The sequence below is a fragment of the Arthrobacter sp. 10L430 genome (assembly GCF_056395245.1).
In genome coordinates this window covers 1-25,080 of the sequence record NZ_JBFTJD010000011.1, presented here as the reverse complement: position 1 = coordinate 25,080, position 25,080 = coordinate 1, and the positions used below count along the sequence as shown (strand labels likewise).

19 protein-coding genes and 2 pseudogenes are annotated in these 25,080 nt (G+C 64.7%); 7 read left to right on the top strand and 14 right to left on the bottom strand.

Annotation, left to right across the window (positions count from 1 at the left end; translation table 11 throughout):
* Positions 1 to 481: 481 nt before the first annotated feature.
* From AC1DDG_RS11605 to AC1DDG_RS11595, 3 genes are all read left to right on the top strand, one after another.
* Entirely contained in the window at positions 482 to 1,606 is a 1,125-nt protein-coding gene (locus AC1DDG_RS11605) for an S-(hydroxymethyl)mycothiol dehydrogenase (protein WP_230120240.1), read from the top strand.
* Positions 1,603 to 2,223 (top strand): MBL fold metallo-hydrolase, encoded by a 621-nt coding sequence (locus tag AC1DDG_RS11600; protein WP_230120238.1) that lies wholly within the window; start codon positions 1,603 to 1,605, stop codon positions 2,221 to 2,223. Before AC1DDG_RS11605 ends, AC1DDG_RS11600 begins: the two co-directional genes overlap by 4 nt.
* A gap of 108 nt (positions 2,224 to 2,331) precedes the next feature.
* Positions 2,332 to 4,683, top strand: a complete 2,352-nt coding sequence (locus tag AC1DDG_RS11595; RefSeq protein ID WP_230120236.1) for an FdhF/YdeP family oxidoreductase — start codon at positions 2,332 to 2,334, stop codon at positions 4,681 to 4,683.
* A 132-nt stretch (positions 4,684 to 4,815) separates the two neighbouring features.
* On the opposite strand, the gene AC1DDG_RS11590 is transcribed toward AC1DDG_RS11595, so the two are convergent.
* The 3 genes from AC1DDG_RS11590 to AC1DDG_RS11580 all read right to left on the bottom strand — a co-directional run bounded on the left by AC1DDG_RS11590 (position 4,816) and on the right by AC1DDG_RS11580 (position 8,744).
* Positions 4,816 to 7,323 carry a GcvT family protein gene (locus AC1DDG_RS11590; RefSeq protein WP_476876180.1) on the bottom strand — a complete coding sequence of 836 codons (2,508 nt, stop codon included), beginning with the start codon at positions 7,321 to 7,323 and terminating at the stop codon, positions 4,816 to 4,818.
* Positions 7,324 to 7,344: 21 nt separating this feature from the next.
* A complete protein-coding gene (gene purU, locus AC1DDG_RS11585) occupies positions 7,345 to 8,307 on the bottom strand; it encodes a formyltetrahydrofolate deformylase (protein ID WP_230120227.1) in 963 nt (320 codons plus the stop codon).
* Positions 8,308 to 8,393: 86 nt separating this feature from the next.
* The gene (locus AC1DDG_RS11580) at positions 8,394 to 8,744 is read right to left on the bottom strand and encodes a bifunctional 3-phenylpropionate/cinnamic acid dioxygenase ferredoxin subunit (protein WP_230120225.1); all 351 of its coding nucleotides are present in this window, start codon (positions 8,742 to 8,744) and stop codon (positions 8,394 to 8,396) included.
* A 250-nt stretch (positions 8,745 to 8,994) separates the two neighbouring features.
* Between AC1DDG_RS11580 and AC1DDG_RS11575 the strand changes: the two genes are divergently transcribed.
* Together AC1DDG_RS11575 and AC1DDG_RS11570 are read left to right on the top strand one after the other, a co-directional pair.
* The gene (locus AC1DDG_RS11575; RefSeq protein WP_230120223.1) at positions 8,995 to 10,236 is read left to right on the top strand and encodes an NAD(P)/FAD-dependent oxidoreductase; all 1,242 of its coding nucleotides are present in this window, start codon (positions 8,995 to 8,997) and stop codon (positions 10,234 to 10,236) included.
* Between the two features lie 58 nt (positions 10,237 to 10,294).
* Entirely contained in the window at positions 10,295 to 11,524 is a 1,230-nt protein-coding gene (locus tag AC1DDG_RS11570) for an aromatic ring-hydroxylating oxygenase subunit alpha (protein ID WP_230120221.1), read from the top strand.
* Between the two features lie 61 nt (positions 11,525 to 11,585).
* On the opposite strand, the gene AC1DDG_RS11565 is transcribed toward AC1DDG_RS11570, so the two are convergent.
* The 11 genes and pseudogenes from AC1DDG_RS11565 to purU (AC1DDG_RS11515) all read right to left on the bottom strand — a co-directional run bounded on the left by AC1DDG_RS11565 (position 11,586) and on the right by purU (AC1DDG_RS11515) (position 23,926).
* Positions 11,586 to 12,392 (bottom strand): IclR family transcriptional regulator, encoded by an 807-nt coding sequence (locus AC1DDG_RS11565; protein ID WP_230120220.1) that lies wholly within the window; start codon positions 12,390 to 12,392, stop codon positions 11,586 to 11,588.
* A gap of 181 nt (positions 12,393 to 12,573) precedes the next feature.
* Positions 12,574 to 13,083, bottom strand: a complete 510-nt coding sequence (locus AC1DDG_RS11560; protein WP_230120219.1) for a molybdenum cofactor biosynthesis protein MoaE — start codon at positions 13,081 to 13,083, stop codon at positions 12,574 to 12,576.
* Between the two features lie 27 nt (positions 13,084 to 13,110).
* Entirely contained in the window at positions 13,111 to 14,031 is a 921-nt protein-coding gene (gene fdhD, locus AC1DDG_RS11555; protein WP_476876179.1) for a formate dehydrogenase accessory sulfurtransferase FdhD, read from the bottom strand.
* 52 nt (positions 14,032 to 14,083) lie between these two features.
* A pseudogene (locus AC1DDG_RS11550) lies at positions 14,084 to 15,286 on the bottom strand (molybdopterin molybdotransferase MoeA); the annotation flags it as partial.
* Positions 15,287 to 15,628: 342 nt separating this feature from the next.
* A complete protein-coding gene (gene folE, locus AC1DDG_RS11545; protein ID WP_476876178.1) occupies positions 15,629 to 16,228 on the bottom strand; it encodes a GTP cyclohydrolase I FolE in 600 nt (199 codons plus the stop codon).
* Positions 16,221 to 18,557 (bottom strand): FdhF/YdeP family oxidoreductase, encoded by a 2,337-nt coding sequence (locus AC1DDG_RS11540; RefSeq protein ID WP_476876177.1) that lies wholly within the window; start codon positions 18,555 to 18,557, stop codon positions 16,221 to 16,223. Before AC1DDG_RS11540 ends, folE begins: the two co-directional genes overlap by 8 nt.
* A gap of 46 nt (positions 18,558 to 18,603) precedes the next feature.
* The gene (locus tag AC1DDG_RS11535) at positions 18,604 to 18,852 is read right to left on the bottom strand and encodes a hypothetical protein (RefSeq protein ID WP_230120209.1); all 249 of its coding nucleotides are present in this window, start codon (positions 18,850 to 18,852) and stop codon (positions 18,604 to 18,606) included.
* Positions 18,849 to 19,727: a bifunctional 5,10-methylenetetrahydrofolate dehydrogenase/5,10-methenyltetrahydrofolate cyclohydrolase gene (locus AC1DDG_RS11530; protein WP_230120208.1), complete on the bottom strand. Its 879-nt coding sequence runs from the start codon at positions 19,725 to 19,727 to the stop codon at positions 18,849 to 18,851. The genes AC1DDG_RS11535 and AC1DDG_RS11530 overlap by 4 nt, the downstream gene beginning before the upstream one ends.
* The gene (locus AC1DDG_RS11525) at positions 19,724 to 20,350 is read right to left on the bottom strand and encodes a cyclodeaminase/cyclohydrolase family protein (RefSeq protein WP_230120206.1); all 627 of its coding nucleotides are present in this window, start codon (positions 20,348 to 20,350) and stop codon (positions 19,724 to 19,726) included. The genes AC1DDG_RS11530 and AC1DDG_RS11525 overlap by 4 nt, the downstream gene beginning before the upstream one ends.
* A gap of 113 nt (positions 20,351 to 20,463) precedes the next feature.
* Complete coding sequence (locus AC1DDG_RS11520) at positions 20,464 to 22,956, bottom strand: GcvT family protein (RefSeq protein WP_476876176.1); 2,493 nt, start codon at positions 22,954 to 22,956, stop codon at positions 20,464 to 20,466.
* A gap of 55 nt (positions 22,957 to 23,011) precedes the next feature.
* Positions 23,012 to 23,926 carry a formyltetrahydrofolate deformylase gene (purU, locus tag AC1DDG_RS11515; RefSeq protein WP_476876175.1) on the bottom strand — a complete coding sequence of 305 codons (915 nt, stop codon included), beginning with the start codon at positions 23,924 to 23,926 and terminating at the stop codon, positions 23,012 to 23,014.
* Positions 23,927 to 24,045: 119 nt separating this feature from the next.
* Between purU (AC1DDG_RS11515) and AC1DDG_RS11510 the strand changes: the two genes are divergently transcribed.
* On the top strand, positions 24,046 to 24,726 hold the full coding sequence (locus AC1DDG_RS11510) for a GntR family transcriptional regulator (RefSeq protein WP_230120201.1): 681 nt from the start codon (positions 24,046 to 24,048) through the stop codon (positions 24,724 to 24,726).
* Between the two features lie 181 nt (positions 24,727 to 24,907).
* Positions 24,908 to 25,080 (top strand): annotated as a pseudogene (locus tag AC1DDG_RS11505) (glucose-6-phosphate dehydrogenase); the annotation flags it as partial.

Sequence of the window (25,080 nt, the reverse complement as noted above, 5' to 3'; positions counted from 1 at the left end):
AGATTAGGCGTGACCTGTCACACAGTCAATGATTTTTTGTTTCGGACCGGTAAATTGGTCTGCAGATCGCGGCGGTTTGCGCGGTGAAATGCGCACCAAAGCGACGGCCAATTAGTTGCAATGAGTGAGACTAGGTTGCGATATGCGTGAGACGTGCGAGGCGTCATCAAATGGCGGCCGGACGGTGAGGCCCAGCAATCTATTGACACTCTCGCGTGGCGACTGTCATATTTTCCAGTACGCGCTATGTGCATCGTGTTGTGTAATACGCAATTCAGCTGACTCCGTATGGTGCGCAGGCCGACGTCTCGATCAGGGAAGGCCTGGCGTTGCCACGCCTGGTCCGCATGACGTGAACGGCTGCCCTGAGCAGGGCATCGAGCCGCTGGACGAAGATTTGGAACCGGAACGAGTCAGCTAGATTGGCAACGGGCGCCGTTGCCAAAGAGTCCCCCGGGCTCAGGAAAGGAACACAGGAATCATGGTTCACAAAGTAAAGGCAGTCATTGCCAAGGAAAAGAACGCCCCGGTCTCGGTCGAGACGATCCTGGTGCCGGATCCCGGCCCGGGCGAGGCGCTGGTGGACATCCTCACGTGCGGTGTCTGCCACACCGACCTCCACTACAAGCAGGGCGGAATCACCGATGATTTCCCCATCCTGCTGGGACACGAGGCTACCGGCGTGGTCAGCGCCGTCGGACCGGACGTCACCGAGGTGGCTCCCGGCGACCGCGTGATCCTCAACTGGCGGGCCGTGTGCGGCGAATGCCGCGCCTGCGCCAAGGGCCAGCCGCAGTACTGCTTCAACACGCACAACGCCACCCAGAAGATGACGCTGGAGGACGGCACTGAGCTCTCGCCCGCGCTGGGCATCGGTGCCTTCGCCGAAAAGACGCTCGTCGCCGCCGGGCAGTGCACCAAGGTGGACGACGACGCCGATCCCGCCGCCGTCGGGCTGCTCGGCTGCGGTGTGATGGCAGGCATCGGCGCCGCCATCAACACCGGTGAGGTCAAGCGCGGCGAATCCGTCGCCGTGATCGGCTGCGGCGGCGTGGGCATCGCAGCCATCGCCGGGGCGAAGCTCGCCGGCGCCACTACGATCATTGCCGTGGATATCGACGCCAACAAGATCGAGATGGCCAGGTCGCTGGGCGCCACCCACGGAGTGGACTCCAGCAAGGAAGATCCCATCGAGGCCATCCGGGCCCTGACCGGAGGCAACGGTGCCGACGTCGTCATTGAAGCGGTCGGACGTCCCGAAACGTACAAGCAGGCGTTTTACGCGAGGGACCTGGCCGGCCGTGTGGTGCTGGTGGGCGTCCCGACGCCGGACATGAAGCTCGAGCTGCCGCTGCTGGACGTCTTTGGCCGCGGGGGTTCCTTGAAATCCTCTTGGTACGGGGACTGCCTGCCCTCCCGGGACTTCCCGATGCTGGTGGCGCACTACAAGCAGGGCAACCTCGACCTGGACGCCTTCGTGTCCGAACGCATCACCATCGACCAGGTGGAAGAGGCCTTCACCAAGATGCACGACGGCAAGGTTCTCCGGTCTGTGGTCGAGGTCCAGTCCGTCGAAGACATCCTGCAGGCGGGGGCATCCGCATGAGCGTCACCATCGAGAACCTGGTTACCTCGGGCACTTTCTCGCTCGACGGCGGCACCTGGGACGTGGACAACAACGTCTGGATCGTCGGCAATGGCGATGAATGCGTCATCATCGACTCCCCGCACGACGCAGAAGCCATCATCAGCCAGGTCCGTGGCCGGAAGGTTCTTGCCATCCTGCTCACCCATGCTCACAACGACCACATCGGCGCGGCCCGCGAGGTGGCGGAGGCCGTTGGCGCCCCGATCTACCTGAACCCCGAGGACCTCGTGCTCTGGGAACAGGTCTATCCGGACGTGAAGCCGGACCGTGACCTTGCCGATGGCGAGGAGTTCCAGGTGGGCGGTGCCACGCTGACAGCCATCCACACCCCGGGCCACTCGCCCGGCTCCACCTGCTTTCTCTTGGCGGATGAAGGAACGGTGTTCACCGGGGACACGCTGTTCAACGGGGGCCCGGGGGCGACCGGCAGGTCCTACAGCGACTACCCGACCATCCTCGCCTCGATCCGGGAACGGTTGCTGACGCTCCCTCCCGAAACGGTGGTCCGCACCGGGCACGGCGACAACACCACGATTGGGGCGGAGCGCGAGACGCTCGCCAAGGTATCCCAGTAAGCAGGGGTTTCTGAGTATCAAACAGCCCAATAAGGCGCGCCAGGGAAGCCTGGCGCGCCTTATGTGCGATCGAACCAGCAGGAATTTAGCGGTAAGGAAGTTGGAACAATGAAGTTCGGGAAGCAGCCCGCCCCCGTCGCGGACATCAACGAGGACGAGCTCGAAGTCCACAAACCGAAGACCGAAGCCGCCGGCGTCAAGGCGGTGATGGTTGCGCTGGAGCGTGCCGTGGCGCAAGCCGGGGTGGCCCGGACGGCGCAGTCACTGCTGCGGCTGAACCAGCGCGGCGGCTTCGACTGCCCGGGCTGTGCTTGGCCGGAATCGGACAAGAAGCGCAAGGCGGCTGAGTTCTGCGAGAACGGTGCCAAGGCCGTGGCCGAGGAGAACACCCTGCGGACGGTCGGAGCCGAGTTCTGGGCCACGCATTCCATCGCGGAGCTGTCGGGGAAAACCGAATACTGGCTGGGCAATCAGGGCCGGATCAGCGAACCGGTGGTGATCCGGGAGGGTGAGACGCACTATTCGCCGATTTCCTGGGCGGAGGCGTTCGGGCTCATCGGGGAGCACATCCGGGCCAGCACGCCTGACCGCTGCGTCTTCTACACGTCCGGCCGGACGGCGAACGAGACGGCGTTCATGTACCAGCTGTTCGCGCGGGCCCTGGGCACCAACAACCTGCCGGACTGTTCGAACATGTGCCATGAGTCCTCGGGCTCGGCGCTGAACCCGACCATCGGCATCGGCAAGGGGACCGTTTCGCTGGATGACATCCACGATGCCGAGCTGATCTTTGTGGTCGGGCAGAACCCGGGAACCAACCATCCCAGGATGCTGTCGGCGCTGAAGGAGTGCAAGGACAAGGGCGGCAAGGTGGTGGCGGTGAACCCGCTGCCTGAGGCCGGCCTGTTCAACTTCAGGGATCCGCAGACCGTCTCGGGCGTGGTGGGCGGCGGCACGCCGCTGGCTGATGAGTACCTGCAGATCAAGGTGGGCGGCGACATGGCGCTGTTCCAGGCTCTCGGCCACCTGCTCCTGGCGGAGGAAGAGCGGAACCCGGGCACCGTCGTCGACCTTTCCTTCGTCGAGGAGGTGACCGACGGCTTCGACGCGTACCGCGACGCCCGCCGGGAGCTGGACTGGGAGGAGACCGAGAAGGCCACGGGCCTGACCCGCAAGCAGATCGAGGACGTGGCCGGGATGCTCGTCCGGTCCAAGGCCACGATCTTATGCTGGGCACTGGGCGTGACGCAGCAGCCGCATTCGGTGGACACCATCAAGGAGATGGTCAACGTCCTGCTGCTGCAGGGCAACTTCGGCAAGCCGGGGGCCGGCGCCTGCCCGGTCCGCGGACACTCGAACGTCCAGGGCGACCGGACCATGGGCATCTGGGAAAAGCCGAAGGAATGGCTCCTGGCGGCGCTGGACACTGAGTTCGGGATTGCTTCCTCCCGCCACCACGGGTACGACGCAGTGGAGTCCATGGAGGCGTTCGAACGCGACGAGGTGGACGTGTTCGTGTCGATGGGCGGGAACTTCTCGCTCGCGTGCTCGGACACGGAGACCCTGGAAGCCGGCATGCAACGGATCGGCCTGACGGTCCATATCTCCACCAAACCGAACCGGTCCCATGTGGTGCACGGGCGCACGTCCCTGATCCTTCCCACGCTGGGCCGCACGGACAAGGACGACAAGCACCCCAAGGGCGCCCAGTTCCTGTCCGTGGAGGACTCCATGTCCGTGGTCCACTCGACTCAGGGCAGGCTCCAGCCGGTGTCCGAGCACCTGCTCGCCGAGCCGGTGATCGTGGCCCGGATGGCCGAGGCAACCTTCGGTCCGGACCACCCGGTGGACTGGAAGGCCATGGCCGAGGACTACGACGTGGTTCGGGACCATATCTCCCGGGTTCTTCCGGGGTTCGAGGATTTCAATGCCCGGGTCCGGACGAAGAACGGCTTTGTGCTGCCCAACCCGCCGCGGGACACCCGTTCCTTCAAGACGGACATCGGCCGGGGCCGCTTCACGGTGAGCCCCTTGGAGTACCTCACGCCGCCGGACGGCCACCTGGTCCTCCAGACCATCCGCAGCCACGACCAGTACAACACCACTTTCTACGGCCTGGATGACCGGTACCGCGGGATCTCCGGCGGCCGCCGCGTGATCCTGGTGCACCCGGAAGACCTGGCCGAGCTCGGCTTCAAGGACCGGGACCTGGTGGACGTGGTCAGCACGTTCCGGGGGAAGGACCGGCAGGCGGACAAGTTCCGGCTGGTGGCCTACCCGACGGCGAAGGGCTGCGCCGCGGCGTACTTCCCCGAGGCCAACGCCCTGGTCCACAAGGAAAACGTGGCACGGGAATCCAACACCCCCGGCTTCAAAGCGATGTTCGTCCGGTTCGTGCCGGCCCGGGAGGAAGCCGCGCACCCCGCGGAGCGGCCCGAGGCGGCCGCAGCGGGGGCTTAAAGTGTTCGTTTGCGCTACTTACCGGCTGCCGTCCTGACCCTCTATTAACCAAGAACGACGGCGACACCCCGGACTCACCGGTGTGTCGCCGTCGTTCTGGCGCCAAAGAGGGTCAGGACGGCCGCATGGCCGTCAGCCGCGCAGCCGCTCCATCCCCGGGTCAAACAGCGGCTCGGCCGTGACGGTCGCCGCGATGCGCTTGCCGAAGTACTCGATTTCCACGGAGTCACCGATCCCTACGGCGGCAGGCAGCCAGGCGTAGGCGATCGGCTTACGCACCGTGTAGCCGTAGGCGGCGCTCGTGACGTAGCCGGCGGCCTCGCCGTTGACGTACACCGGCTCCTTGCCCAGGACCATGGAGGTGCCGTCGTCCACGGTCAGGCACCGCAGTGCCCGGGTTGCGGGCTGTTCCTTGCGTGCGGCCAGCGCCTCACAGCCCACGAAGCCCACCTTGTACTTGGCCACGGAGAAACCCAGGCCGGCCTCGTAGGGGTGGTGCTGCGAGGTCATGTCCGTGCCCCACAGCCGATAGCCCTTCTCGAGCCGCATGCTGTTGAACGCGCCGCGCCCGGCGGCGACGATGCCGTGCTCCCGGCCGGCCTCGAACAGCAGGTCCCAGAGCTTCAGCCCGTACTCCGACGTGGTGTACAGCTCCCAGCCCAGCTCGCCGACGTAGGAGAGCCGCATGGCCGTGACCGGGATGCCGCCCACCGAAATCTCCTTGGTCCGGAAGTACTTCAGGCCGTCGTTGGACAGGTCGTCGGTGCTGACCTTGCCGATCACTTCACGTGCCAGAGGCCCCCACAGGCCGATGCAGCACGTGCTGCCGGTGATGTCGGTGACATGCGCCCACCGGGCCGGGTCCGCGGCCGACTGCTTCCTGGCCTCAACACGCAGGTAGTCGAAGTCCACGTTGCTGTTCACGCCGAGCTGGAACTGTTCCTCCGCGAGACGGGCAATGGTCACGTCGCTGCGGATGCCGCCGTCGTGCTCCAGCAGCAGGCAATACGTGACGGCGCCGGGCTTCTTGGTGATGTTTCCGGTGCTGAGCCGCTGCAGCAGTGCCTCGGCGCCGGGACCCGTCACCGCCAGCCGCTTCAGCGGCGTCATGTCATAGAGCCCGACGGCGGTGCGCGTCTTCCACGCTTCGGCCGCCGAGATGGGGGAGGAAAACATCGCGGACCACTCGTCCCGCTCCGGCGCCTGCCACTCGGCCGGAAGTTCGTCGAGGAGGCCGGCGTTGGCCTCGAACCAGTGCGGGCGCTCCCAGCCGGCGGACTCCAGGAAGAACGCCCCCAGCTCCTTCTGCCGGACGTTGAACGGGCTGACCCGCAGGTCCCGCGGGGACTCCTTGGGCTGGAGCGGGTGCAGCACGTCGTAGATCTCCACGAAATTCTGCTGGGAGGTTTCGCTGACGTACTGGTCGCTGGTCTGGACCTTCTCGAAGCGCGTGAGCTCACAGCCGTGCAGGTCCGTCCGGGACTGGCCCTCGATGAGGAGTTCGGCCATGGCCCGGGCCACGCCGGCGGAGTGGGTGACCCAGACGGCCTCGGCAACAAAGAAGCCCTCGAGGTCGGGGGACTCGCCCATGAGCGGCCCGCCGTCCGGGGTGAAGGAGAAGATGCCGTTGAAGCCGTCCTCGATCTGCGCCCCGCGCAGGGCCGGGAGCAGGTCCTTGCTGTCCTCCCAGGAGGGCAGGAAGTCCTCCATGGTGAAGTCCATGCGGGAAGGCATGCGGTGATCGGACATCTCTTCGGCGCCGACGCGGGGAAGCTGTGCCATGTCCACCGGCATGGGGCGGTGCGCGTAGCTGCCGATGCCGATCCGGTCGCCATGCTCGCGGTAGTAGAGGTCCTTGTCCTGGTAGCGCAGGATGGGCAGGCGGGCGCCGTTGGGAAGCTCGTTCCGGCCCTTGAGTTCCGGCAACGCCGTGGTCTTCACGTACTGGTGGGCCAGCGGTAGCAACGGGACTTTCATGCCCACCATCTTGCCGAGCTCGCGGCCCCAGAATCCGGCGCAGGACACCACGATGTCCGCCGGGATCACGCCGTCGGCCGTTTCGACGCCGGTGACCCTGCCGCCGGTCTGTTCGATGCCGGTCACGGCGGTGGAGCCGAGGTAGGTGACGCCGGCTTCGCGGGTGCGGCTGATCAGCAGCTGGACGGCACGGGCCGCGGAGGCCAGTCCGTCGGTGGGGACGTAGAGGCCGCCGAGGACTTCGCGGCCGTCCCCGAGGGCGCTGGAGTTCAGCAGCGGGTAGTGCTTCTCGCACTCGTCGGGGTCGATGATCCGGCCTTCGATGCCCCAAGATGTGGCGTATCCGAGCTTGCGCTTGAGGTCCTTCAGCCGGGTCTCCGTGGTGGCCAGTTCGAGCCCGCCCAGCTGGTTGAAGCAGGACACTCCGTCGGCGCTGAGGGAGAGCAGCTTGTCCACCGTATAGCTGGCGAATTCCGTCATGGTCTTGGACGGGTTGGTCTGGAAGACCAGGCCGGGAGCATGGGAGGTGGAGCCGCCGGCGAGCTCCAGCGGTCCCTGCTCGACGACAGTGATGTTGTTCCAGCCCCGGCTGGCCAGCTCGTCGGCCAGGTTCGTGCCGACGATGCCGGCGCCGATGATGACGACGCGTGGTGATGCGCTCATAAGTGTTTCTCCTGGTTCGCGTTAGCGGAATACGACGGTGCGGGTGTTGTTGAGCAGGACGCGGTGCTGGCAATGCCACTTGACCGCCCGGGACAGGGCCTGCGATTCGGCGTCACGGCCCACAGTCACCAGGGCGTCCGCATCCAGGCTGTGGTCTACCCGGAAGACCTCCTGCTCGATGATGGGTCCTTCGTCCAGGTCCGGCGTCACGTAGTGCGCCGTGGCCCCGACGAGCTTCACACCGCGGTCGTAGGCCTGGTGGTACGGCTTGGCACCCTTGAAGCCGGGCAAGAAGGAGTGGTGGATGTTGATGGCGCGCCCGCGGAGGTTGGTGCACAGGTCGTTGGACAGCACCTGCATGTAGCGGGCCAGGACCACCAAGTCGGCGTCGTACTCGGCGACGAGCTCCAGCAGCCGCGCCTCGGCCTCCGGCTTGGTTGCGGCCGTGACGGGAACGTGGATGAAAGGCAGCCCGGCGGCTTCGGCCATGGGGCGCAGGTCCTCGTGGTTGGAAACCACGACGGCGATCTCCGCGCCGAGGCTGCCGGCCCGCCAGCGGAAAATCAGGTCGTTCAGGCAGTGGCCGAACTTCGACACCATGACCAGGAGCCGCTGGGGACGGCCATCGTGGATGCTGAAGTTCATGCCGAACTCGTGGGCGATGGCTGCGAACTCGGATCTGAGGCTTTCGGCCGTCTGAGGGTCCCGCTGATCGAGCCTGGCAAAGGGATCCTGATCGCCGGCATCGCCGCTTTGGGTGAAGGCCGTGCGGAGGTAAAGGTTGCCGCTGACGTGGTCATCGAACTGCTGGTGTTCCACGATGTCGAAGCCGCGGTCGGCCAAGAATGTGGTGATGGCGCGGACGATGCCCGGCCGTTCGGGGCAGGCCAGCGTCAGGACGAACTCTGCGGTGTGGGCGTTGGCCCCGGGTCCGGCCGTGGTTGTGGCGCTGCTGGCGGGGACGCCTTCAAGGACTGTGGACAAGGGTTGTCTCCTAGGTTCGTGCAGACGAGGCTGCGGTTGCGGAGGTGGCCCTAGCCGCGCTGCTTTGGCCACCGGACGTGCTGGCGTTAGACGTGGCCGTTCACTGTCAGGCCGGGAGGAAGGTTGGGCGCCTCCTCGGATTCGATGACCATGATGTCGCCGTCCACGACGGTGACTTCGTGCGTACGGACGGGCAGCTTGGCCGGCGGTGCGTCAACCTTGCCGGTCCGAAGATTGAACTTTGAGGCGTGCAACGGGCACTCGACCTCGCAGCCTTCCACCCAGCCATCGGTCAGGGAAGCATCCTGGTGGGTGCACGTGTCATCAATGGCGAAGAGCTCGCCGTCTTCGGTGTGGAAAACAGCGATGGGCGGCGCGGTGTTCAGGCGCAGGGCTTCACCCGGGGCCAGCTCACTGAGCGGACATGCCTTGTGCATGAGTAGACCTCTTTTTCTCGTTTAAACGGTATGGACGGCTGAAATCTGCTTTGTTCCGCATGGAACAACACACGTCGTAATATGCAACAGAGTGCTTTCGCTCACACTGTTTTGTCAAGGGCTGGCGGTCCAATTACGTACCTCTTCTTTAATGAGTCACGGGCCCCTTGACAGGTTCCGTGGCATAGATCACTCTGTTGCATATAGCGCTTGTTGTTGCTTAAGAAGCAATTGAAAGAGGGTGAGAGAAATGCAGACACTTGCAATCGTGGGAGCCTCCTTGGCCGGTCTTTCCGCCGCGCGGGCAGCCCGCGCCCAAGGCTTCACCGGACGGCTCGTCATCATCGGCGATGAAGAGCACCGCCCGTATGACAGGCCGCCGCTCTCCAAGGACTTCCTGCTGGGGTCGATCACGGCCGAGGATCTGTCCCTGGAAACCGACGGTGACGACCTCGACGCCGAATGGCTGCTGGGTTCACGTGCCGTGTCCCTGGACGCGTCTTCGAAAATTATTGGTCTGGCCAACGGCCAGGTTGTCCAGGCCGATGGCATCGTGATCGCCACCGGCGCACGGGCCCGTCAGCTGCCGGCACTGGCCGGCTTGAGCAACGTCTTTTCCCTGCGCACCCTCGCCGATGCGCAGAGCCTGGCGCCGGAACTGGTGCCGGGAAGCAAAATGGCCGTCATCGGGGCCGGCTTCGTCGGCGCCGAGGTTGCTTCTTCGGCCGCCTCACGTGGCATGGACGTTACCCTCGTTGACACCAAGCCGGTGCCCTTTGCAGCCCAGCTGGGCATGGAGATGGGGTCGGTGGTGGCGGGCCTGCACACCGCCAAAGGTGTCCGGATCATCTCCTCGGCAGTTATTGAAGACTTCTACGCAGGCGAAGGAAACGTGACCGGCCTTCGGCTGGCTGACGGGACGTTCGTGGCTGCGGACGTTGTGGTGGTCGGCATCGGTGCCGAACCCAACGTCGAATGGCTCGCCGGTTCGGGGGTGGACGTCGACGGTGGTGTGTTGTGCGATGCGATGGGGCGGACTAACGTTCCGGGCATTGTGGCGGTGGGGGATTGCGCTGCGTGGTTTGATGCCGCGGTGGATAAGCACCGCCGGGTGGAGCATTGGACGGGGGCCCTGGAGCGGGCGGCGCTGGCGGTGCAGGCGCTGCTGGATAGCCACGCCCCGGCGCAGCCGTTGAAGCCGCCGTATTTCTGGTCGGACCAGCATGGTGTGAAGATCCAGTTCGCTGGCCACTCAGCCGGTTACGACCGCCTGGACGTCGACGCGGGGGATGCTGCCGAGCACAGCCTGCTGGCCGTGTACTACCGGGAGGACGTTCCCGTAGCCGTTTTGGGCATGAACCAGCCACGGCTGTTCACCAAGTGGCGGAGGAGCCTCGCGGCGTCGGCCCCCAAGCCGGCAGCCGCCGTCGTGCCCGAAGTCTCGACGCCGGCGGACGTACCCGCCCTTGCCGGTGCCGCCGTGGGGCTCTAGCCCCAATTTTCCTTCTTGTTTTAGTTGTTTTTTGTGTCTTTGGAATAGGAGAACAAAATTGTCTGTTGAGGTAACCACGCCGAGTCTGATTCCGACCCTGGGCGGTTCTTTGTATACGGATCCGGCTATTTTCCGGGCGGAGCAGGAACGGATTTTCGAGCAGATGTGGTTCTGCGCGATCCGTTCGGCGGATCTGGACAAGCCCGGGGCGTGGCAGACGGTGCAGGTGGGCCGGGAGAGCGTGCTGATCTCGCGGACCCGCAAGGGCCAGATCCGGGCGTTTTACAACGTTTGCCGGCACCGCGGCGTGAAGCTGTGCATGGAGGAAAAGGGCGAAGCGGCCCGCAACTTCCAGTGCCCGTACCACGCCTGGACCTATGACTTTGAGGGCAAGCTGATCGCGGCCCCGAACCTGACCAAGATGCCGGACATCGACCGTGACGAGTACGGCCTGGCCAAGGTCCACATCCGCGAGTACCTGGGCTACGTCTGGGTCTGTCTGGCCGAGGAACCGCCGTCCTTCGAAGAGGAAGTGATGGGCGCGATCGAGGAACGCCTGGGCAGTGTGCACGCGATCGATGGCTATGACGTGGCGAATCTGTCGCTGGGCCGGCGGATCCGGTATGACGTGAAGGCGAACTGGAAGCTCATCATTGAGAACTTCATGGAGTGCTACCACTGCGCCACGATCCACCCGGAGCTGACCGAGGTCCTGCCGGAGTTCGCCGACGGCCTGGCCGCGCAGTACTTCGTGGGCCACGGGGCGGAGTTCGGTGAGGACATCAAGGGCTTCACGGTGGACGGGTCCGAGGGCCTGGACCTGATTCCGGGCGTGGCTGAGGACCAGGACCGGCGGTATTACGCGATCACGATCAAGCCGACCGTGTTCGTGAACCTGGTCCCGGACCACGTGATCATCCACCGGATGTTCCCGATGTCGGCGGATCACACGATCGTCGAATGCGACTGGCTGTACCTGCCCTCGGTGGTGGAGTCCGGCAAGGACGTCACCGCCTCCGTGGAGCTGTTCCACCGGGTGAACATGCAGGACTTCGACGCGTGCGAACGCTGCCAGCCCGGCATGGCCTCCAAGGTGTACTCCAAGGGCGGCGTCCTCGTCCCCAGCGAACACCACATCGGTGCTTTCCACGACTGGGTCCAGGAAAAGGTCGGCGACGTCCCGCTCTCAGGAGAGGCACTGCTGGGCATCACCGAGAACACCCCGCCGCTGGAGGAACGCGCCGAAACCCTCGAACGCAAAGAAACCCCAGCAGCCCCGGCCTCCTAAAAGCACCGGCCACTAACGGCAGAACCAAACACCCGCGATGACCCCGGACCCCGGTCCGGGTTCATCGCCGCGTGTAGCCCATCTTTCCGCTGATGCTCAGGCCGGCGTCCTGGAGGCCCTGGATCAGACCTGGAGTGTTTTCCGGGTCGAAGCGGAAGGCGGGGCCGGAGATGCTGACGGCCCCGATGACCGTCCCGAAGTGGTTATAGATGGGCACTGCAACGGCGTTCAGTCCGATCTCGAATTCCTCGTGAACAACTGCGTAGCCGTCGCGGGAAACGTCGAGGAGCTGGTTCTCCAAAGTATCCCGGTCCGTGATGGTGCGCGGGGTGCGGGCGGGAAGGCCCACCTTCTTGAGGATCCGGGCCCGTTCTTCCACCGGCAGTGCTGCCAGCAGTACTTTCCCGCTGGACGTGGCATGGAGGGGCGTGAGACTGCCCACCCAGTCGTAGGTGGCCAGCGTTGACGGGCCCATGGCCTGGTCCACGTTCACCGCGTAGTTGGAACGCAGGACGGCGAGGTTGACCGTTTCCTTGTATTGGTCTGCAAGGCTCTCCAAGACCGGACGCGCTTCGTGGACCAGGCTCAGCCGGCCGGGAATGGAGCTGGCTAGGCGCAGGATGCCAAAGCCCAGCTGATACTTGCCTCGATCGCTGTTTTGCCGCACGATCTCCCTGGACACGAGGGATCCGAGCAACCGCGAGGCGGTGGACTTGTGAACCCCCATCTCTTCAGCAATATCACTAACGCCTGCGTGTCCGTCCCTGGCGAGGATCTCCAGGATCTGGAGCGCACGGTCGACTGACTGAACGCCTCCGCCTTGGGCGTCCGGATCCCTATCAGTCCCTGTTTCGTCTCTTGCAGCCATCAGAGGTGCTCCCGTTTTGTCGCCGTGACCAGGGGTCAGACTCTGCGTTGTCCCGCCTGCTTCACAAGTCTGATCCTAGACTGCGACGGACGCGCGGCCGTCATTGTCCTACTCGCAGCATCCGTGAACTGAGGTTTCGACAGGCTCAACCGGCGGGGTTCCCTGTCGTTGCCGGGTGTGGTTAGCCGATCTTGATGGCGGCTTCGGCGTCGGAGAGCGCGGCTGCGCCAGCGCCTTCGGCGCCAACCCATTCGACTGTGCCGTCGCTGAAGAACTGTTCTTTCCAGATGGGTACGCTGGCTTTGACCCGGTCCACGAGCTCAGAGCAGATGGTGAACGCCTGCCGGCGGTGCGCAGCCGATACGGCGCACACCAGGGCCAGGTCGCCGATGCGCAGCGTCCCAACCCGGTGGGCCACCCAGATTCCGACAGGCTGGCCGGCTTCCCCCGAGTGTTCGGCGAGGACGGCAGCCGCGACCTCCGCTATCGCTTTCTGGGCGGTGGGATGGGCGGTGTAGCACAGCCGCTCCACGGCCTTGCCGCCGTCGTGGTTCCGGACCACGCCCCGGAAGCTGACAACTGCACCCGCTGTGGCGCTTTCGACGGCGGCAAGAGCCACGTCCTCAGAGAGGGGATCGGGGCTGAGGATGGCGCCGGCCACTTCTGTACCCGCCACTTCTGTACCGGCCATTGGTTTCCTTTCAGGTAAGACCGGCACCTAGCCCTGGCCCGCCGTCGTCAATGGAGTCGTCAATGGAAGTGCCGCCCGGGGAGGTGCCGTTAGCGCAGGTGCCAGCCGTTCCTGCCCCACATAGGCGTTGAGACTCTTGCCCCGGCTGAAGCCCACGAGTGTTACGCCGGTGTCGGCGGCGAGGTCCGCCGCCAGGCTTGAGGGTGCACTGACCGCGGCCAATACCGGGATGCCGGCGAGGGCTGCCTTTTGAACGAGCTCGAATGATGCCCTGCCCGAGACCTGCAGGACCATTCCGCGCAGGGGCAGAAGCCCTTCGCGCAGCGCCCACCCGATCACCTTGTCCACGGCATTGTGGCGGCCCACGTCCTCGCGGAGGCAAAGGAGCTCCGCTTCTCCGCGGTCGCCGATCTTGAACAGTCCTGCTGCGTGGACGCCGCCGGTTTTGTCGAACAATGCCTGGGCTTCGCGCAACTGTTCGGGCAGCCGCGCGAGCACGTCGACCGGCACGCGCAGCTGGTCCTCATGGAGGTCGTAGGTGAGGGTTTTGCGGACGGCTTCGATGGATGTGCTTCCACAGATGCCGCAGGAGCTGGACGTGTATACGTGCCGGCCAGTGTCCGGCAGTGCCAGGCCGGGACGGAACTGCGCTTCAACGACGTTGAAGGTTTGCCTGCCGGTTTCATCCTCGCCGGCGCAAAAGCGGAGCGACACGAGATCCGCCTGGCTGCTGATGATGCCCTCAGAGACGAGAAAACCGGCAACGAGGTCGAAGTCGTTCCCGGGCGTCCGCATCGTCACGGCAAATGACAGGTCTTTGAAACGGACCTCCAGTGGTTCCTCGGCCGCCAGCACGTCTTCGCGTACCCGTACGGGATATGCGATAGCGGCCTCGGAGCCGTCCAGCAGGTACCTGTGGACCTTCCGCCGCTGGGTCATGCGTGCCACGTCCTAGTCCTCCGATCAATCTGCCAGGAAGCGCCGGACGCAGGTCCGGGCGCCACGGGAGCGCAAAGGCCGGAACCGGTTCCCGTAGCTGAACGCCCGCCGACGGAACCACCATGACGCCGTCGGCGGTGGCCAGCCCGCGCATCATCCCGGGCCCCGTGTAGTGGGCCGGTGTCGCCAGGCCGTTGACCCAGCGGAACGGCATGAGCCGTGTGGATGCCGTGTGGGCGTCGATTACCGTGCCGCACGGCAGCCGGCTGATGCCGGCCAGGGGCTGATTGCCGAGCGCGGCCAGGAGCGGACCGCCAATGGTGAAGAGCGCCATCAGGGCAGCGAGCGGGTTGCCGGGAAGTCCGACGACGAATCGGCCATTGGGCAGTTTGCCCAAGGCGGCGGGGTGGCCCGGTCGCATGGCGATGCCGTCGATGAGGAGCCGTCCGCCGAGAGCGGCCACGGCTTTGCGGAAATGGTCAGCGCCGGAGCGCCCTGTCCCGCCGGTGGTCACGACCACGTCGGGCCATTGGCCCATCGGCGCTTCGGAGGCACCCAGTGCTGTGAGCCATTCCTCGTAGGAGTCCCCGATGCGGACCAGTGGCCCCGGGACACCCCCGAGCATCTGGATGATGGTGCGGAACTGGGGGCCGAAGGCATCCCTGACCTGTCCCGGCACCGGAATCCTCGCCGTGACCACCTCTGCGCCAGTGATAAGCATTTTCACCAGCGGTTTGCCGCGCACTGTCAGTTGATCGAAGCCGGCGACGGCCGCCAGTGCGATATGCGCAGGGTTCAGGGCTGTCCCGGCGGGGATCAGCACCTCGCCGGCGGCCGCTTCCTCGCCCGATTTACGGATGTGCTGGCCAGGGCGGGGTTCACCTGGGGACGCCGCGTCGCCCACTATCAGGATGGCCTGGCCGCCTGCGCCGTCCGCAAGCCGTCCGCTCTCGACACGGAGCACAGACTGGGAGCCCGGAGGGATGACGCCACCTGTGACCACCGGGCTGGCCTCACCGGGACCGAGGGGTTTTCCTGGTTCCGTCAGCGCCCACGGGCCGGCACCGTTAACCGTCCAGCCGTCCATGGCGGACGAGGCGTAGTGGGGCATCTCCTGAAGCGCGCTGAGGTCAGCGGCCAGGATTCTTCCGTTCGCCTCCCCGAGTGGAATCCGTTCTGGTCCAAGGGGCGTGGCGCAGTCGAAGGCCAGACGGCGTGCTTCCGCCCAGGTGTGCTCCCCGTCAGCGGCACGCCCGCCGGCCATGCCCGGCCTGTCGACGGGGTGAAGGGTTAGAGCTACCACTGGTCGTCCCTTCGTTGGTGGCTTGGTTTGTTGGATCGGCGGGGCAGCCACGCGGTGGCGGCGCTTCTGGGACTGGCGCCGCACCTGCTCGTTCCCCGAAAGCGGTGTTCCGGCGCTTACCTCCCCAGGTATTCAGGCCTCCGAAACACCGTTCACGGGGAACGTACTTGCCGCATGGATTTGGGGACTTTGTCCCGCACTGCAGCGGCACCATCTGATATTCCAAATATATCTTAAAGATATATCAGAGAACAGAGGCGGCGCCCGTCCGATTTTCGAAGGACCGCCATCACCCCATCGCGGTCAGCGGCCCAAGATCAGGCTGAGTGCCTCCGCGCGGGCTGCCGGCAGGCGCAGCTGTCCGCGCACCGCCGAGGTAATGGTCTTCGCGCCCGGCTTCCGGACGCCCCTCATGGACATGCAGAGATGCTCGCATTCCACCACTACGATCGCCCCCAGCGGCCGGAGGGACGATACGAGCGAATCCACCACCTGGGTGGTCAGGCGTTCCTGCACCTGCGGTCTGCGCGCAAACGCATCCACCAGCCTGGCCAGCTTGCTGAGGCCTGTTACCACTCCGTCCGCCGACGGGATGTAGCCAACGTGGGCCACACCGTGGAAGGGCACCAGGTGGTGCTCGCAGGTTGAGTAGAAAGGAATGTCCTTAACCAGGACCAGTTCCTCATGTCCTAGGTCGAATGTCCTGTCCAGTACCGTGGCTGGATCCTCGTGGAGGCCGCCGTACATTTCCACTGCGGCGCGGGCCACGCGTGCCGGAGTCTCAGCCAGGCCAGGCCTGTCGGGGTCCTCGCCGACGGCCAAAAGGAACTCCCGGACCGCCCGCTCCACCCGCGGGCGGTCCACCCCCTTGCGGCGCAGCAAGGTATCAGGGGCATCAAGCATGAAGCCGCGCTCCTGCCGGTTCCAGCCGCACGACGACGGACTTGGACGTCGGGGTGCCGCTGGTGTCAGCGACGGAGTCCAGCGGCACCAGCACGTTGGTTTCCGGGTAGTACGAGGCTGCGCAACCCTTGGGCGTCGAGTAGCTTACGATGCGGAAATCCTCCGCCCTGCGCTCTGTTCCCCGGAACTCTGAAACCAGGTCCACCATGTCCCCGTCCGCGTAGCCCATCTCGGCTATGTCCGCCTCGTTGACCAGCACCACGCGCCGGCCTCCGTGAATTCCGCGGTATCGGTCGTCCTTGCCGTAGATGGTGGTGTTGTACTGGTCGTGTGAACGCAGGGTCTGCAGGATCAGCCGGCCGGGCGGGACCCGAAGGTACTCCAGGGCATTCGACGTGAAGTGCGCCTTGCCGGACAGTGTCTTGAATTCCCTTTTGTCCCGCGGCGGGTGGGGCAGAACGAAACCGCCGGGGTGCTGGATTCTCTCCTCGAAATTCTCGAAGCCATCAAAGACAGCTTCGATGTGCTGCCTGATCAGGGAGTAGTCATCCCGGAGGGAGAGCCAGTCGGCTGCCGGCGTGTTGGAAAGGGGGAGGCCGGCGTCCGTGAACACTTTGTGCGCGAGGTTGCAGACGATGGCGACCTCGGACATTAGGTGCTCGCTGGCGGGCTTGAGCCGGCCGCGGGATGCATGGACAGCGCTCATGGAATCCTCCACGGTAACCCTCTGGTCGCCGGACCGCTGGGTATCCCGCTCAGTGCGGCCCAGCGTTGGGAGAATCAGGGCGCGTTTTCCTGTCGAAAGGTGCGAGTGATTCAGTTTCGTCGAGATCTGCACAGTCAGCCGGGTATTGGCCAGGGCCTTCTCGGTGGCATCCGAGTCCGGAGCCGCCCGGACGAAGTTCCCGCCCATGCCCACGAACAGCCGGACTTTTCCGTCCCGCATCGCCCGGATCGCAGCGACGGTGTCGTAGCCGTGCGCCCGGGGTGAGCGGAACTGGAATTCCTGGTCGAGCCGGTCGTGAAACGCTGCCGGCATCTGTTCGAAGATGCCCATGGTCCGGTCGCCCTGGACATTGGAGTGTCCGCGAACCGGGCAAACACCGGCTCCGGGCTTGCCGATGTTGCCCTGCAGCAGCAGGACGTTGACGACGTCCCGAAGCGTAGGCACTGAGTGTTTGTGCTGTGTCAGGCCCATCGCCCAGCAGACGATGGTCGACCCTGATGCCAGGAGGCGTTCACCGGTGGCGGCGATCTGTTCCATGGTCAGCCCGGTCGCCTCGACGATTTCGTCCCACTGCACCTGTTCCAACTGCCAAAGGTAGGACTCCACGCCGACCGTATGGTTCTTGATGAAGTCGTGGTCAAGGACCGTTGTCAAGCCCGGGCTGTTCCTGCCTGCACGTTCTGCTTCCAGCAGGTATTTCCCAAGACCCTGGAAGAGTGCCTGGTCGCCACCGGCCCGGATCTGCAGGAAATCGTCCGTCAGTTGCGAGCCCACCAGCATCCCCGAGATGTTCTGCGGGTTCTCGAAGTGAAGCAGTCCGGCCTCGGGGAGCGGGTTGACGGAGACGATGGCCGCGCCGTTTTTCTTTGCCTTCTCCAGGGCGCTGAGCATGCGCGGATGATTCGTTCCCGGGTTCTGGCCCGCCACGAAGATGAGGGACGCCGTTTCCAGATCCTTGAGGCTGACGGAACCTTTGCCGATGCCTATGGTCTCCACCAACGCCGAGCCGGAGGACTCGTGGCACATGTTTGAACAGTCCGGGAGGTTGTTCGTGCCCACGCCGCGCACAAGCAGCTGGTACACGAATGCGGCCTCGTTGGACGTCCTGCCGGACGTGTAGAAAACGCCCTGGTCCGGGTGGTCCATGTCTCTGAGTTCCTGGGCGACCAGTTCCAGGGCTTCGTCCCAGCCGATGGGCCTGTAGTGGCACGCGCCCTCATCCAGGACCATTGGGTGGGTCAGCCTTCCCTGCTGTCCGAGCCAGTAGTCATCACGCGTCTTCAGGTCGGCAACGGAATGCCTTGCGAAGAATTCCGGGGTGACCCGGCGGCGGGTAGCTTCCTCTGCCACCGCCTTTGCGCCGTTCTCGCAGAATTCCGCTGCATTGCGCTTCTCGTGTTCCGGCCAGGCGCAGCCCATGCAGTCAAATCCGTCGATCTGGTTGACGGCGATGAGTGTCTGGACGCTGCGCAGCGGGCCCATCTGCTCCAGGGATATTTTCAGGGCGCTGGCCACCGCGGGGATGCCTACGGCCTTGGTTTTCGGTTTGCTGACAGTCAGCTTTGACTCGTCGATATTCTCGCGTGGTGCTTTGGAAGCCATTGGCTCTTCCTTCAGATCTTTGCCGGGCAGTAGGGGTGTGCTTGGCCTATGGAACTTCGACCGTGATGATGTCGCCGTTCTCGCGGAAGAACATACGGCGGCCACCCCCGAAGGTCAGAACCAGCCAGATGATGCGGCCGTCCTCTGTCAGGTCGTCGATCCAGCCGCTGTGGGGAACTGTGTAGGACTCCAGCACCGTGACGAAATCGCCTGGCATGAGCGCGGTCCAGTCGGCCACGACCTTTGTGCTGGCGGAATGAAGCGCCGTGCGGCGTGCCATTAGTGCGTCGGTCATGGTGTGAGTACAGGCGTCCGGGCCGCGCGTGTCTGGTCCCGCGCCGCTTCGGCGGTGTGGAGAAGCAGCAGCGCCGTCGTGACTGAGCCGACGCCGCCTGGGACCGGCGTCAGCGCTGAAGCCACCGTCCGGACGCTGGCTTCGTCGACATCGCCGGCGAGCGAGCCGTCGGAAAGCACATTGGTTCCCACATCGATGACCACCGAGTGTTCCGAAACATCCGTCCCGGTGAGCAGCCCGGTGCGGCCGGCCGCAACAACCACGACGTCGGCCGCCTTGGTGTACTTCGCGAGAGGGCCGGACTTCGAGTGGCAGACGGTGGTGGTGGCGTCCTTCTGCAAAAGCAGCAGGGACAGGGGCTTGCCCACCACAGTTGAACGGCCCACCACCACCACGTTGCGGCCCGCCACCGGAATCTCAAAGTGGTCCAGCATTTCTACAACGGCCCGTGCCGTAGCCGGTGCGAAGGCGCGTTCCCCTACGGCCAGCAGTCCCAGGCTCAACGGGTTTGCGCCGTCGACGTCCTTTTCCGGGGAGATGTACTTGACCAGTTCCGGGGTTCTGACGCACGGAGGCAGGGGAGTCTGCAGGATGATGCCATTGACCGAAGGCTCGGCACTGAGGTCCTTCAACACGGCAATGAGTACCTGTTCAGTCGCGTCGTGGCCGACGTCGATAATCCTGCAGCCGATGCCGGCGTTTTCGGCGGCGCGCTCTATGGAGCGCACATACCAGTGGGTCGAGCTGTCCTCAGTGGCAACCACGACGGCGAGGGTAGGGCCTGAGCCCTCCTCGGCCAGGGCCTTGGCCTGGGCTGTCGCCTGCTGCTGAATCAGCTTGGCAAGAGGCTTGCCGGAGAGCAAAGATGCCGTCACCGGAGGATCCTTTCCCGCACCTGGCGTGAGAGCGAGTCCGCCGCCAGGACGACTTTTTCTTCGAGGCCGTCCGTCTGTTCCGCCAGCGAGGCGTGCGCCTGGGTGTCCTTGATGGCCACCACATTGATGTCGATGTTGACGCGGGCCGTAGTCGCCGCTGCCCTGGCCGCGTCGGCGGCTGCGGCAATGTCGCTGATGACGTTCGGGTTCGCAATATCCAGAAGTTCAGCGGCGAGCTCCACGACGGCGCCCGCCAGCTTGATCAGACGGACCGGCGGTTGGGCGGCCTGAACAAGTGCGTTTTGGATGGCGGCCGCACGCGTCTCACGGTCGGCCTCGCTTGCCGCCGGCAGCTTGTAAGAGGTGATGACGGCTTTGAAGGCGGCTTCGTCGGCGTCGGCCAGCTCCAACGTCTCGCCGGTGAGCCGGTCGGCTGCGGCAATGATTCTGGACGTCGTCTGTGCGTGCTGCTCATATTTGCCGCCGCTGCTGAACCTGGCCACCATGGCCACCAGGGCTGCACCTTGCGCAGCATGGAGCGCTGCGGCCGCGCCGCCACCAGGGGTGGGCCTCCGTGAAGCAAGCCTGCCGAGGTAGTCATTAAGTGTTTCTGAACCGATCATTTTTCCATTCCTGGGCTGGTTGAGGCTGGGGGCGGAACGGGGGCTGCACGCAGCCCGGCTCCCGTTGCGAGGATGAGCCGGGCTGCGTGCCCCCAAATGGCCTTGCGGGCTGATTACCCGCGGAGCCTGGTCATCTTCGGGTCGTACAGGGGCTCTTCCGAAACGGTGGCCCTGATACGCCGTCCGAAGTATTCGATCTCGACGGCATCGCCGACGGAAACGGTGGCCGGAAGGTAGGCGTAGGCAATCGGCTTGGCCACGGTGTATCCGTAAGCGGCGCTGGTCACGTAACCGACTGCCTGCTCCTTGTAGAAAACGGGTTCCTTGCCCAGGACGATGGACCGGCCGTCGTCGATGGTCAGGCAGCGCAGCCGCCGGGCGGAGCCCTCCTCGGTCCGGCCCTCGAGCGCGCCCTTGCCGATGAAGCTGTCTTTGGACATCTTCACGGCGAACCCGAGACCCGCTTCGAAGGGGTCGTGCTCCGTGGTCATGTCCGTTCCCCAGGAGCGGTAGCCCTTTTCGAGGCGGAGGGAGCTGAATGCCGCCCGTCCGGCCGCGATGACGCCAAAGGGCTGTCCTGCCTGCCAGAGCGCATCCCACAGCTTCTGTCCGTTGTCGGCGCTGGTGTACAGTTCCCAGCCATGTTCGCCAACATAGGACAAACGCATGGCCGTGACCGGGACCCCGCCAATGACAACGCTCTTGGCCCGGAAGTACTTCAGGCCGTCGTTGGAGAAGTCATCCTCGCTGACCCCGCTGACCAGGTCGCGGGCCAAAGGCCCCCACAGGCCGATGCAGCAGGTGCCTCCCGTGGTGTCGCGCACCTGGACCCAATCAGCGGCGGACCCGCTTTGCGTCTGGTGCCGGGCTGCCCTCGTGAAGTAGGCGGTGTCGATGTTGCCGTTGGCTCCGAGCTGGAAGGTGTCCTCGCTCAGGCGGGCTACTGTGATGTCGCTCCGCACACCACCTGCGTGGTCGAGCAGAAGCGTGTAGGTGACGGCCCCCGGCTTCTTGTTCAGGTCCGCAGTTGTCAGCTCCTGAAGCAGCTTCAGGGCTCCGGGACCGGACACTTCCAGCCGTTTGAGCGGCGTCATGTCATACATTGCGACTGCGGTGCGGGTCTTCCACGCTTCAGCGGCAGCAATGGGGGAGCTGAACATCTGGGACCAGGTGTCCCGGGCCGGCGGCAGCCATTCCGCCGGCATCTCCTTGAGGAGGGCGGCATTTGATTCGAACCAGTAGGGCCGCTCCCAGCCGCCGGACTCCAGGAAGAAGCCCCCCAGCTCCTTGTGCCGGGCGTGGAACGGGCTGACGCGAAGGTTGCGCGGGGAGAGGCGGGGCTGGAGCGGGTGAAGGACGTCGTAAATTTCCACGAAGTTCTGCTGCGAGGTCTCGCTGACGTATTCGGGGGTGAGCTGGACGTCCTCGAAGCGGGTGATGTCGCATTCACCCAGGTCGGTTTCGGACTTGCCCGTGGTCAGCAGTTCGGCCATCGCCTTGGCAACGCCGGCCGAGTGCGTGACCCAGACCGCTTCAGCGACAAAGAAGCCGTCGAGTTCCTTGGACTCCCCAAGGAGCGGTCCGCCGTCGGGGGTGAAGGAGAAGATGCCGTTAAAGCCATCCTCGATTTCGCTCTTCGCCAGTCCGGGAAGGAGCTCCTTCGAGGCCTCCCAAGCCGGCAGGAAGTCCTCCAGCGTGAAGTCGAGGCGGGACGGCATGTTGTGTTCGCTGACGCTCTCGGGGGCGTAGGTTCCCAGAGTGTCGACGTCGACGGGCATGGGGCGGTGGGCATAGGAGCCGATGCCGTAGCGTTCGCCGTGTTCGCGGTAGTAGAGGTCCTGGTCCTGGTGGCGCAGGATGGGCAGCGTGGCTCCGTTGGGCAGTTCATTGCGGCCGTTCAGCTCGGGCACGGCAGTGGTCTTCACGTACTGGTGGGCCAGCGGGAGCAGGGGAACGGACATGCCGATCATGGCGCCGATCTTGGCTCCCCAAAAGCCGGCGCATGAGATGACGATGTCGGCCGGAATGACGCCCTCGGAGGTCTCGACGCCGGTAACCCGCCGTCCGGACTGTTCGATTCCTGTCACGGCCGTGGAGCCACGGTACTTGACTCCCGCCGCCTCTGTGCGTTTGATCAGCAGCTGAACGGCGCGTGCGGCACTTGCCAGGCCGTCACTTGGAACGTGGAGGCCGCCGAGAATGTTCTCCTCGTTCAGGAGCGGGTAGAGCTCCTTGCACTCGGCAGAGGAGAGAATACTTCCTTCGATTCCCCAGGAGGAGGCATAGCCCAGCTTCCGCTTCAGGTCAGCGAGACGGGTTTCGGTGGTCGCGATTTCCAGGCCGCCCACCTGGTTGAAGCAGCTGACGCCGTCCTCTGTAAGGGACAGCAGCTTCTCCACTGTGTACTTGGCGAAGGACGCCATGGTCTTGGATGGATTCGTCTGGAACACCAGGCCCGGAGCGTGGGAGGTGGATCCGCCGGGCATGTTCAAAGGCCCCTGGTCCAGGACTGTGATGTTGTTCCATCCCCGGGCGACCAGTTCGTCGGCGAGATTCGTCCCGACGATGCCAGCTCCGATGATGACAATTCGTGGCGTCGATGCCATGTGGTTTCTCCTGCTGATTTGGGTTGTGGGCTTCTGCGGCCTGTAGGTGGCTGCTTTAGCGGAAGACGATTGTGCTGGCCTGGTCTATCAGCACACGGTGTTCGCAGTGCCAGCGAACGGCTCGCGCCAGGGCCAGGGCCTCAGCGTCCTGGCCGATGGTGGAGAGCGTGGTCGGCCTGAAACTGTGATCGACGCGGATGACTTCCTGCTCGATGATCGGGCCCTCGTCGAGGTCGGCCGTGACGTAGTGGGCGGTTGCGCCCACAAGCTTGACTCCGCGGTCGTAGGCCTGGTGGTAGGGGCGTGCTCCCTTGAATCCCGGTAGGAACGAGTGGTGGATGTTGATTGCCCTGCCCGTGAGCGACCGGCACAGCTCATTGGAAAGGACCTGCATGTAGCGGGCCAGGACAACCAGGTCGATGTTGTACTCATCCACGAGCTCGAGCAGCCGGCGCTCGGCATCCTGTTTCGTTTCCGGCGTCACGGGGATGTGAATGAAGGGCAGGCCGGCAGCCTCGGCCATCGCCCGGTGCGTTTCGTGATTGGAAACCACCAGAACCAGATCGCCGCCGAGGCTGCCGCCCCGCCAGCGGAAAATCAGGTCGTTAAGGCAGTGTCCGAACTTGGAAACCATGACCAGAACGCGCTGCTTGGTTTCGTCGTGCACTTGGAACCTCATGTCGAAGCGTTCCGCGATGGGGTGGAACTCCTCTTCAAGCCTTTCCGGGGCATAAGCCGCAGTTCCGGAGAAGGCAGTGCGCAGGTGCAGGGTCTGGCGGAGGCCGTCGTCGAACTGCTGGTGCTCTTCGATGTTGAAACCCCGCTCAAACAGGAACGTGGTCACTGCCTGAACGATGCCGGGACGCTCGACGCATGACAATGTGAGTACGAACCTGCTGGTCTTGGCTTCTCCAGTGGCTTCTGCCTGCGGAGCTGGCCTGGTTTCTGGGGACGCGGCCACTGCGGTCATGCCTCTCCTTCAGATATATGGTTGACCACCTTATTGATATATCAGGGGTGATGGCCAGCGTATACTGGTGAACGGACGAGGTCAATAGTCGAATTTTGGCCGATGAGAGAGGCGGAGCGGTGGCGTTTGAAGCTTTCGCGGTGACGGAGGCCGGAGTCTCGAAATCCTTGGCTGATGTGGCCTACGAACGGATACGTGACAGTCTGTTGACCCTGGAGATCCGTCCTGGTGATCCGCTCTACGACGAGGGGATTGCCAAGGAACTCGGTGTGGGACGGACTCCCGTGAGGGAAGCGCTGAAACGGCTTGAAGTGGACCGGCTCGTTGTGACCTATCCGAGGCGTGGCACTTTCGCGACGCGCGTGGAGGTGACGGACCTCGCGTTCATCTCGGAAATCAGGGCTCAGCTTGAGCCCCTCGCGGCTGCCCGTGCCGCCAGGGTGGGCACGGCGGCAGCGCGGGACCGGCTCCGCCTCATCGTGGCGGAAGTGGAGTCCTTTGACGTGGACAGCGCATCTGTTGTGGAGACGTTGCGGCTGGACGCCCGGGTGCACCAGGGAATTTATGCTGCAGCGGCGAATCCGCACCTGGAAGACGTGCTGATCCGCTACGACAACCTCGCAACGCGGATTTGGTGCATGGTGCTGGACAGGCTGCCAAACCTTTCCCGGCATGTGCATGAGCACGTCGACCTGCTTGAAGCTGTGATCGACGGAGACGAGGCCCGTGCCGCAGAGCTGGCCCGCGTTCACGTCGATGGCTTCGAGAAGGCCGTGCGGACAGCGCTGTTTGCCGCCTAGCCAGGACGACGGCGGGATGGTGCCCGCCCTTTGAAGCGCGCCCATCCTAACGGGTGGGTGGCGCCGCCCGCTTTGGTGGTTCAACGCTCCCTGCGCAGGTGACAGCCTTAGGAGCAAATCCCCTGTGGCAAAAATGCGCCTTGGCGCGTCAGCCACTGAAAGCTAAGGCACTAAACCAACCATGCCAGATACTTTGAACGGCAGAAGGTCAGCGGGCAGGAGCGGGAACCCTTTGCGGGATCCGCGGGACCGCCGTCTGAACCGGATTGCCGGACCGTCGTCGCTCGTGCTCTTCGGAGTCACGGGTGACCTCGCCCGCAAGAAGCTCATGCCCGCCGTGTATGACCTCGCGAA